The following is an 11119-nucleotide window of genomic DNA, read 5'->3' as shown; positions in this document are numbered from 1 at the left end:
TGGAAACATAGTGGTAATCGTTTAAATGTTATAATTCAGCACTATAAATTTAATACTTTTATCGCTATGTTTCTAATTATAAGTGAAATATATTTATTCTTATTTCGAACTCACGTTAAATATATGATTAAGTTTTATCTTCATATCCATTAAATTTTAATACATTGCAACTTATTTTCATCAGCAGGTTTCAGTCTTGCTGTTCTATTTTTATTTTGTCCTTAGGCACACAGTTCAAAACTTTCATCTGATCATTAACTAATAAAACTTGATTGCTATTAGTGTTTTCAATCAGGCAATTCTCTATCAAGTTATTTTTTCCTTCCGTAGCTCTGACAGTTACTCCATTTTCCACAATCCATTCACAAGTCAGAGTATTTTGTATGAAATGATTTTCTTCACCGGCAATGCATACGACACCATATTCAGCACCTCGATCCAACAACTGATTAGCAACTGCATCTGCCATCCAGAAAATATTATTCTCTACTTTGTTCCGATTTCCACTCATATTCAAAATACCTATGTAGTAGCTTTTGAAATTATTATTGGAAATTTTTGCATCATCGCATTCATCAAGCACCAGATTGCTGCTACCGTCCGGATACACCTGATTCTTTTCAAAAACCAAATTCTTTTCTTTTGCAAACATGCAAGTAACACCTTTGGGCTGAGCTCCTAATTGGCAATTCTTCACACTGTTTTGTTCACCGCCTTGCAATTTGATACTGCTTTCCATCTCACACACCCAACAATCTGATATCTGCATACGGGTAGCTTTTCTAATGTCGAATCCTAATTTCAGATTGATACCTATTATATTTTTGATGCTACAATCTGTATTTGTTGATTCAAACAATATCCCTGTACCATGATTCTCTGTTCCCCCTGAAATAAGTATATTCTTAATAGCCAGTTTACTAACATCTGAATTTCCCAATTTGATAGCAGCATCTGCCTTGCGAAGAATCAGTTTGCTTCCTCCACCTGGTCCAAATAACGATTCATCTTTCACATCAATGTTACTTCGGAATCCAGGATTCAGCCCTTTGATGGTCACGTTGTCTTTATTTATCACAATCGGTTCATCCAACACAAAGTCTCCTTCCGGTATTACAATAATTCCTCCTTCTGCTGGCAGGGAAGCAATCATCTGGTTGATTATCGTAGAACAGTCTGTCTTCCCATCACCCACAGCTCCTGCCAGAGTGATGTCACCTTCTAATAGGTCGTGTACACCATAACACAATGTCTGGTTTTCATCGTTGTCGCATGCAATCATGATCAGACTGCACATAGCGAGCAAATATTTTCTTATTTTCATGATATTCTTATTTTAATGTTTAAAAATCACCATATCCAGGATTCTGCACATAAGTTCCTTCCGAAAAATTATATTGTGCTAAAGGTATAGGCAGGTATTCATCTTTGCCAGCTGTAAAATGTGCTCCTTTATAATAAACACGGTCGTTTTGTTCTTTTTGTATATAACTATTCATATAGTCTGCGGCAACACCCCACCGCACCAAATCGAAGAAACGTTCGCCCTCCATTGCGGTTTCCAGGCGTGCTTCAAATCTCACAGCCTTGCGAGCATATACTTGGTTCCACCCTTGTGCAGGATATTCCTTGATAAAATAGTCGGCAGCATTTTGATCGGGATTTTCAAAGTCTTTCACATAGGAGCTGTTCATTGCACGACGACGGATACGGTTGATAATTTCTCTGGCTTCTTCCAGCCCGGAAGCCTCACCTAATTCAACCAGTGCTTCGGCTTTCCATAACAGCACATGTGCATAACGAATAATCTGCCAGTTCATACCAGATGCTCCCCATGGCCAGCCTACAAACATGTCGCTACTTTCGGGTGACACATAAAAACGCTTGGTACAATTAAATCCATAATCTCCATTGTTACGTACCCAGCTCGCCTTACAAGGACTATCCGGATAGGTTTTCCAAGTGATACTCGGTCGTCCTGTTATAAAGTCCAAACGAGGGTCTACGGTTGACTCAATCTGTGTCAGCTCTTCTCCTGTCCAAACTCCATAATTCTCCTCATTAAAACTGTCGAATAATGGTAAACCGTTTTCATCGGTCTTGAAAGCATTAATCAGATTTTGGCTGGGAAGAAAGAATCCGTCTCCACTGTAAGGCCCGAGAGGTGCATTCAACAGATTACTCCAGTTAATATTACCAGCTCCCTCAGTTCCATCATTCATGGTGTATTGCACGGCAAATACCGATTCCTTTCCGTTTTCATAAGCCAACAAGTCTAATTGTTGGAAATCTTCCAACAAATCATATTGTCCATCCAGACGATTACAAAGCTCTACCACTTCACGTAACAAATCTTTATCTATAGAAACAACCTGATTACGTTCATCCTGCTTATAAGCTTGATACAGCCTCACTTTTGCGGCATAGGCGTAAGTGATGTACTGGTTGATTCTTCCTATTTCTGATTGACGAGGCGGAAGAATCTTAGCTGCCTCCAGCAAATCCGTTGCTATCTTATCAAGTATTTCCTCACGAGAGAATTGGTTGTTAGGAATATTTTTATATGTTTCCTGATCTATCGTTTCATCCAAATAAGGTATTTGTTTGAACAAGCGGCACAATTCAAAATAGAAATGCGCACGAATTACTTTCATTTCGGCTTTTCTCACAGTCAGTTCCGGCATGTCCGCTTCCGACATGGTATTCAAAATGCGCAATGCTTCGTTAGCACGTTGTAAACAGCAATATAATTGATACCATTTGCTGTCAGCATTTCCCCAAGTGGCATCTATTACAAAAGTTTCCATCTGATTAATATCGCCACCATCAGTGATGCTGCTACCACCTTTATAAGCATTGTCTGAACGTACTTCACCATAGGTCCAGTTGGTCATCGGTACCCACATCATATCCCGGTTTGGGCCTTGCAGAGCTGAATAAGCAGAAGTTATTAAAAGCTCAATTCCTTCTTTAGAATTCAGTAAATCTTCATTCAAAGCTCCTTGGGGTTTTAAATCCAAAAAACTACTTTCATTACAACCGGTAGTCATGGCAGCCATCATGCCGGCTGCAAGCATATATTTAAGTTTCATATATTTCTTATTTAAATAGTTAAAAACCAACAGATAATCCAAATGTAAAAGTTCGTGGTAGCGGATAGCGATATCCTAATCCTTCTGGGTCTGCTCCTGTATAATTGGTTAAGGTAAACACATTCTGTGCCTGTAGGTACATGCGCAGATTTGAGATGTGTAGTTTCTTCAATACCTTGTCAGAGAATGTATACCCCAGTGTGGCGGTTTTCAGTTTTATATATGAACCATCTTCTATGAAGAAATCCGAATCGCGTGTTTCGTTATTGTTATCTACTACGGTCAGTGCCGGAATGCTGCATTCATATACTCCAGTCTTTTCATATACTTCCCAGGCATGCATGGCTTTCAATAAATCGGTAGAATGGTTACCTGTCCATCCCTGAAAGAGATCTGTATAGAATTTGGAATTGTTCCAGGCATCGCGTATCATTCCATTAAAGAAAAGGCTTAAATCAAATCCTTTCCACGATGCGCTCAAATTCAGACCAGCTATTACTTTGGGTTGGTCGCTCCCCATCCAGTCTCGGTCTGCGGTGTTAATTTTGCCATCTCCATTGAGATCTTTGTAGCGGATACGTCCCACACCAGGTTCGCCCACCTGTACATCGTATTTACTAAGATATTCATAAACTTCCTCCTTGGTGCGGAAGATTCCGTCTGTTTTATAGGCCATCCAAGAACCATAAGACTGTCCGATAATAGTCTTGCTGATACCATCTCCGCCACCCCAAGTGTATTTGACTTCCTCCGGCAGGTCAGTAATCTCATTGTGGTAATAAGATACGTTGAAAGCTACCTCATAATTGAAGTCATTGATTTTGTCGTGCCAAGTTATAGTAGCTTCTACGCCATTATTGTCCATACTGGCTGCATTATACCATTTGTATCCTCCTTCCCCGATAGCAGCAATATAAGGCTTTTGGATAAGCATATCTTTGGTTTTCTTTTTAAAGTAATCCATAGTGACTCCTAAGCGGTTGTCCAAAAAAGCTGCATCTATACCGATATTGAACTGTTCGGTTTGCTCCCATTTCAAATTATTATTCCCTGACATGGTCTTAATCACACCTGGTGATAAAGTTTTTCCGTCACCGGAAAAATTATACGATCCTGTGTTCATGTCTACATAATACAAACTGTAGGTCGCGCTATTGTCAATCATGTCGTTTCCGTTAATGCCCCATGAAGCACGAAGTTTCAAGTCGCTAAGCCAATTGGAAGTAGTTTCCATGAAATTTTCACGTGAAATTCTCCAACCGGCAGAAACCGAGGGAAATATGGCAGAATTGTTTCCATTACCAAATCTGGAAGAGGCATCTCTACGAAGGGTTCCAGACACCAAGTACTTCTCATCGTATGCATAATTTACTTTTCCGAAGTAAGACACCATAGCATACGAACTTGAATTGTTACTCACATCCTTTCCGTCCGTAACAGCATCCAAATAGCGATAATCCAAATCCTCAATAATCAGTCCACGACCGTATCCTTGTACATGTTCGCCATTTTCTTTTTTGGCTTCCATTCCTATCAGTGCATTGATGGAATGTTTTCCAAAATCTTTTGCGTAATTAATAGTGTTCGCCCATACCCATTGCAAACTATTATCCTCCCTTACTGTAAGTTCGTTAGTTTCTACTTTTCGGCTACCTTCTTGCCATTTGGGTACAAAGGTGGAATTAAATCCATTGGAGTAATTCAAACCGAATGAAGATTTTAATACCAAAGCTTTGATGGGCTCGATTTCCAAGTAAGCATTGCCGAAGATACGCCAGTTTTTATGGCGATTGTTTGCTTCCATATCAGTTAAGCGGACAGCATTGGCCTTATCACCCAAAATATCCACATATCCGCCTGCGTAACCGCCATTCTCATCATACACTGGGATAGCGGGATGCTGGGCGATGACAAGTTCTTCAATACCTTCCGGAGTTTGATGCTGAGTCCAGTAATTTACAGCGATACTTTCCCCCACCCTTACTTTATCATTTAAAAAGCGGAAATTTGAACTTAACCGCGAGTTGATACGTTCGTAATCCGTATTGCGGCATAAACCATCTTGATTCATGTAATTTAGGGTCAATGCTACATTGCCATCCTTGAAACCTTTGGAAAGTGATAGGTTGTAATTTTGCATAAGTGCCGTATCAAAGATCTCTTTTGCCCAATCTGTGTTTCCTGAACGGATTTTTATGCCATCTTGATCGTAATAGAATTCTTGGAGTTCGGGAGTTTCACCGTTACCATATACTATACTATTAGGATGCGTACCATATGTATTCTTATATGCCTGCCAATATACCTCTCCCCATTCATAGGCATCTAACATATCTATGTTTGATGTAAATGTTTGTGCGGTCAATGACATGTCGAAATTTACTTTCACATCGCCGTCTTTAGCACGCTTAGTGGTAATGATAATCACACCGTTGGCGGCCTGAGCGCCATAGATGGCTGCAGAAGCAGCATCTTTCAGCACTTGAATGGATTCCACATCATTAGAAGAAAGAATTGTGGCTATATTATCACGGGTTTGTACACCGTCAATCACATAAAGGGGAGAGGAATTGTTGATGGTAGTAACACCGCGAAGCAGTGTACTGGTGTTCCCTCCTCCCGGAGTACCATCTGTAGTGATATTCATACCTGCAACCCTTCCTTGTAATCCTGTAAGAATATTTCCGGTTGGAATGTCTGCCACATCTTTCATTTTGACTACAGCAACCGACCCGGTCAGACTAGCTTTCTTTTCAGACATATAACCTGTCACTACCACTTCATTCAACATTTGTGAATCTTCCATCATCTCGATACGAACGGTGGGTTGTGCTTTTACCGTTACAGCTTGAAAGCCGATATAAGAAACAGATAATTCGGAACCCTGTGAAACGGTCAGTGAGAAATTACCGTCAATGTCTGTAATGGTTCCGTTATTTTCGGAGCCTACTTCTATTACGGAAGCTCCAATGACAGAAAGACCTGTGGATTTCTCCACTACTGTACCTTTTACAGAGATCTGTTGTGCATGCAACGTAATCCCTATAAACAGTGCCACTAATATAGTGCACGTCTTAAAACAGATGTTTTTCATCATACATAATATTTTAAAGTTAAAATTATATTTAGATACGAATCTTAGCCATACAGCTTCTGATTTTCTCCGTGGCAAATATAAAACCAACATAAATATTTTATCATAACATTTGTTGCAAAAGATATAATGAATGATACATCGCAGAAGAGCATTAGCGCATAAACGACTATAATACAATAATATAACTGTAAATTAGGAAAAAAAATAAAACTATTTTTTAATATGTCCTTAACTCAAGTTTCACAAATATGTGAAACGAATTGAGTAAGAAGTCATCAGCGAAAACAAAAATAAACTTTATCCATCAGCGAAATTAAATTAGCATATAAAATTGATTTCAACAAGTCTGCTTTGGGTAACGAAGCCACGTTTTGACACGGATAGCATGGTAATGATAGATTAAAACTAAAGTAAGAGAATTTTCATACTCTCCAACTCATAAATTATAAGTTAGACTGTTCTTGTTTTGACCTTTTTCTTTTGGATAAATCGCCTTATAGAAGAAATAACGAACAAAGAGGCATCAACCATATAATTTATCAGCCAAAAGCGCAATGCCATTATCCGCCACTATCACCCCATTCCAATACAGTATGTACAATAGATAACCGTACTTCGAACAATTTTATCCTTTTCTGTTCCTAAAATTCACTATCTTTGACACCCAAAGAAAACTATAAAAAACATACCATGAAGAAATTAATTGTAGCTACCTTGTTATTAGGCAGTGGCACATTACTGTCTGCACAAAAAACTGCAAAAATACCGGCATACTACAAACCGGCAAAAAGCGAAATGTACCATAAAAACTGGATAGACTTCAACAAAAACGGTATCAAAGATATATATGAAGACCCTGCCGCAACACTCGATGCCCGCATTGAAAACCTCTTGCAGCAGATGACACTCGAAGAAAAAACCTGCCAGATGGTTACCCTCTACGGCTACAAACGAGTGCTGAAAGATGCTCTTCCCACCCCCGAATGGAAACAGATGCTCTGGAAAGACGGTATCGGAGCCATTGACGAACATCTGAACGGCTTCCAGCAATGGGGACTGCCACCCTCGGACAATGAAAACGTCTGGCCTGCCTCGCGTCATGCCTGGGCACTGAACGAAATACAACGCTTCTTTGTTGAAGATACCCGCCTCGGAATCCCCGTAGATTTCACTAATGAGGGCATCCGTGGCGTGGAAAGTTATAAAGCCACCAATTTTCCCACCCAACTGGGATTAGGACACACGTGGAACCGCGAACTTATCCGCCAAGTAGGACTTATCACCGGACGGGAAGCCCGCATGCTGGGCTATACCAACGTCTACGCCCCCATCCTCGATGTAGGCCGCGACCAGCGTTGGGGACGCTATGAGGAAGTCTACGGCGAATCCCCCTATCTTGTTGCCGAGCTGGGTATCGAAATGGTACGTGGACTGCAACATAATCACCAAGTAGCTGCCACCGCCAAACACTTTGCTGCATACAGCAACAATAAGGGAGCACGTGAAGGCATGGCGCGCGTTGATCCGCAAATGCCGCCGCGCGAAGTGGAAAACATACACATCTACCCTTTCAAACGGGTAATCCGTGAAGCAGGGCTATTGGGCGTGATGAGTTCCTATAACGACTACGACGGCATTCCCATCCAGGGAAGCTACTATTGGCTGACTACCCGACTCCGCAAGGAAATGGGTTTCCGGGGATATGTAGTGTCGGACAGCGATGCCGTAGAATATCTCTATACCAAGCATAACACCGCCAAAGACATGAAAGAAGCCGTACGCCAAAGCGTGGAAGCAGGCCTCAACGTACGTTGTACATTCCGCTCGCCCGACTCATTCGTACTTCCGCTACGCGAACTCGTAAAGGAAGGCGGACTGAGTGAAGAAGTTATCAATGACCGTGTGCGTGACATCCTTCGGGTAAAATTCCTTATCGGTCTGTTCGATGCTCCCTACCAAACAGACCTTGCCGGAGCTGACGATGAAGTGGAGAAGGAAGCCAATGAAGCCGTTGCCCTACAGGCATCCCGCGAATCCATCGTATTGCTGAAAAATACAGATAATACACTGCCGCTGAATATCGATAAGATAAAGAAGATTGCCGTCTGTGGCCCGAATGCCGATGAGGAAGGCTATGCTCTGACACATTACGGACCACTCGCCGTAGAGGTTACTACTGTCCTCGAAGGAATCCGCGAGAAAGCACAGGGTAAGGCTGAAGTGCTTTATACCAAAGGCTGCGACCTTGTAGATGCCCATTGGCCTGAAAGCGAAATCATGGAATACCCGCTTACCCCTGACGAACAAGCCGAAATAGACCGTGCCGCAGCCAATGCCCGTCAGGCTGATGTAGCAGTAGTAGTACTGGGTGGCGGCCAACGTACCTGCGGTGAGAACAAATCGCGCACAAGCCTGGAATTACCGGGACACCAGTTGAAACTGCTGCAAGCCGTACAAGCCACGGGCAAGCCTGTTATACTGATATTGATTAACGGTCGTCCGCTATCCGTAAACTGGGCGGACAAGTTTGTCCCTGCCATTCTTGAAGCCTGGTATCCGGGCTCTAAAGGCGGTACGGCAGTAGCCGACATTCTCTTCGGCGATTACAATCCCGGAGGCAAACTGACAGTTACTTTTCCTAAAACAGTAGGACAAATCCCGTTCAACTTCCCCTACAAACCGGCTTCACAGATAGATGGCGGTAAAAATCCGGGACCGGACGGCAATATGTCACGCATTAATGGTGCACTGTATCCTTTCGGCTACGGTTTGAGCTATACTACTTTTGAGTATTCCGACCTCGAAATCACTCCCAAAGTAATCACACCCAACCAAAAAGCCACCGTACGACTGAAAGTAACGAATACCGGCAAACGTGCCGGTGACGAAGTGGTACAACTCTACACGCGCGATATTCTAAGCAGTGTCACCACCTACGAAAAGAATCTTGCCGGTTTTGAACGTATCCACCTGAAGCCGGGAGAGAGCAAAGAAATAGTTTTCACTCTTGACCGCAAGCATCTTGAATTGTTGAATGCCGATATGAAATGGACAGTGGAACCGGGCGAGTTCGCCATCATGGCGGGTGCGTCCTCCGAAGACATCCGGCTGAATGGTATACTTACTGTAGAAGATTACCAAGCTCGCCTGCAAGCACTTGAAAGTCAAAATCCCGTCAGTCCCGTAACAGCAAGTACCGATATGGAAAACGCCCCAAATGTGCTTGATAAACAAAAGAATACGGTCTGGCAGGGTAACAAAGGAGATTATATAACCTTTGCCCTAAAGAACGGAAGCAAAATAAACGAAGTTGCTATCGCTTTCAAGCGAGACAACGGACTTCCGGCAGAGTTCGAGATACAGCTTTCAGGCGGAGGCGGTCAGTTCCTTACTGTCTATTCGGGTACTGTCAGCCAATACGGCGAACTTATCTCCTATCCGTTCAAAGGAACCACGGCCAGTGACTTGCGCATCTTACTGAATGATGACCGTGTAGGAATAGCTGAAGTTGTACTGAAAGAATAAGGACATGCAGCATTCCTATTTTATGGTCTGACTGAAAGTTAATCTTTCGTAAATGAATATCCAAGAACAAAGAACTTCGTTAACTTTGTTATTTAAAATTCATAGTTATAAACCGATAGAGAAATATGAAGAAAAAAATGATATGGGTGGCCGGCATTCTAATAGCTACAAGTGCCTATGCCCAAACAGATGTCAGCACCGGTATTATGCGCGGTAAAGACTACGGAGTAACTTATCTCCTGCCTAAAACCGAAATAGAAATTGTTGTACAGGCTACCAAACATACATACATGCCCGGAGAGTTCTGTAAATATGCCGACCGCTACTTACGCATGAACAATGTATCTGCCGATCCGAATATCTATTGGACCATCGACAAAGTACAAACACACGTGGCGGGAGTACCCGATAAAGATAATGTATACTTCGTTAAGTTGAAAGATAAGACTGTAGCCCCACTAATGGAACTTACCGAAGACGGCATTGTCCGTTCCATCAACATACCGCTTAGTAACCGTACAATACCGGCAACCAAAATAACCGCTGCCGCACAAGAAACCATAGATCCGCGTAAATTCCTTACGGAAGAAATACTCATGGCAAGTTCCAGAGCTAAAATGGCGGAGTTGGTAGCCAAGGAAATCTATAACATCCGTGAAAGCAAAAATGCCCTTCTCCGTGGTGAAGCCGACAATATGCCGCAGGATGGCGCCCAACTCAAAATCATGCTCGACAACCTCAACTTACAGGAACGTGCTATGACGGAGATGTTCTCCGGAACCTTGAAAGAAGAACCTCAGACGTTTACAATCCGCCTGACTCCCAAAGAAATGAACAATGAAGTAGCTTTCCGCTTCTCCAAACGATTGGGCATAGTGGCAAACGATGATTTGGCAGGCGAACCGTATTATATCTCCATAACCGATTTGAAGACTCCCGCCATTCCGGAAGAAGACGGTAAGAAAAAAGTAGACGGAGTTGCTTACAACGTTCCGGGACGCGCCCATGTTATATTAACAGGCAACAACAAGAAGATATTCGATGGTGAACTGCCCGTTACACAATTTGGTACTATAGAATATCTTGCACCTGTACTATTCAATAAAAATTCTACTATAAAAGTTTTGTTCGATACAGCTACCGGTGGATTAATCAAGGTAGACAGAGAAAGCAATTAGGAAATTGAAAGTCGAGAGTTGAAAGCAGTCTGCATTGTAATGCCAGACGGTAACTTTCAACTCTCGACTTTCAACTGAATGAATCCATCTTTCTGCAACTGCATAATGTAAGTAGGGACATTCATTAAATATTACAAAATTAGCCAACTAATTCATACACAAATTATTGCGAATTAGTTGGCTTTTTTGTATCTTTAGGTATTCCCCCGAAAACAAGGTTTGACGGC

General features: G+C 42.1%; 5 protein-coding genes. 2 read left to right on the top strand and 3 right to left on the bottom strand.

The window, feature by feature from the left end:
* Nucleotides 1-190: 190 nt before the first annotated feature.
* From H8S52_RS18940 to H8S52_RS18930, 3 genes are read right to left on the bottom strand one after another with little or no spacing between them, the layout of a single operon-like run.
* On the bottom strand, nt 191-1324 hold the full coding sequence (locus tag H8S52_RS18940) for a right-handed parallel beta-helix repeat-containing protein (protein WP_186910378.1): 1134 nt from the start codon (nt 1322-1324) through the stop codon (nt 191-193).
* A 19-nt stretch (nt 1325-1343) separates the two neighbouring features.
* Nucleotides 1344-3092, bottom strand: coding sequence for a RagB/SusD family nutrient uptake outer membrane protein (locus tag H8S52_RS18935; protein ID WP_186910377.1), 1749 nt, complete (start codon nt 3090-3092; stop codon nt 1344-1346).
* Between the two features lie 19 nt (nt 3093-3111).
* On the bottom strand, nt 3112-6189 hold the full coding sequence (locus tag H8S52_RS18930) for a TonB-dependent receptor (protein ID WP_186910376.1): 3078 nt from the start codon (nt 6187-6189) through the stop codon (nt 3112-3114).
* Between the two features lie 690 nt (nt 6190-6879).
* On the opposite strand from H8S52_RS18930, the gene H8S52_RS18925 reads away from it, so the two are divergent.
* Together H8S52_RS18925 and H8S52_RS18920 are read left to right on the top strand one after the other, a co-directional pair.
* Entirely contained in the window at nt 6880-9714 is a 2835-nt protein-coding gene (locus H8S52_RS18925; RefSeq protein WP_186910375.1) for a glycoside hydrolase family 3 N-terminal domain-containing protein, read from the top strand.
* Nucleotides 9715-9839: 125 nt separating this feature from the next.
* Nucleotides 9840-10892, top strand: a complete 1053-nt coding sequence (locus H8S52_RS18920; RefSeq protein WP_186910374.1) for a DUF4831 family protein — start codon at nt 9840-9842, stop codon at nt 10890-10892.
* Nucleotides 10893-11119: the final 227 nt, after the last annotated feature.

The sequence above is a fragment of the Bacteroides sp. NSJ-48 genome, assembly GCF_014287405.1.
GTDB lineage: Bacteria > Bacteroidota > Bacteroidia > Bacteroidales > Bacteroidaceae > Bacteroides > Bacteroides stercoris.
Note: the sequence above shows the minus strand (reverse complement) of the source record. Positions and strands in the feature narration are given on the sequence as shown.

Coding starts and splice junctions, on each gene's coding strand:
- H8S52_RS18930 (WP_186910376.1), bottom strand. CDS start 6,189: ATGATGAAAAACATCTGTTTTAAGACGTGCACTATATTAGTGGCACTG.
- H8S52_RS18925 (WP_186910375.1), top strand. CDS start 6,880: ATGAAGAAATTAATTGTAGCTACCTTGTTATTAGGCAGTGGCACATTA.
- H8S52_RS18935 (WP_186910377.1), bottom strand. CDS start 3,092: ATGAAACTTAAATATATGCTTGCAGCCGGCATGATGGCTGCCATGACT.
- H8S52_RS18940 (WP_186910378.1), bottom strand. CDS start 1,324: ATGAAAATAAGAAAATATTTGCTCGCTATGTGCAGTCTGATCATGATT.
- H8S52_RS18920 (WP_186910374.1), top strand. CDS start 9,840: ATGAAGAAAAAAATGATATGGGTGGCCGGCATTCTAATAGCTACAAGT.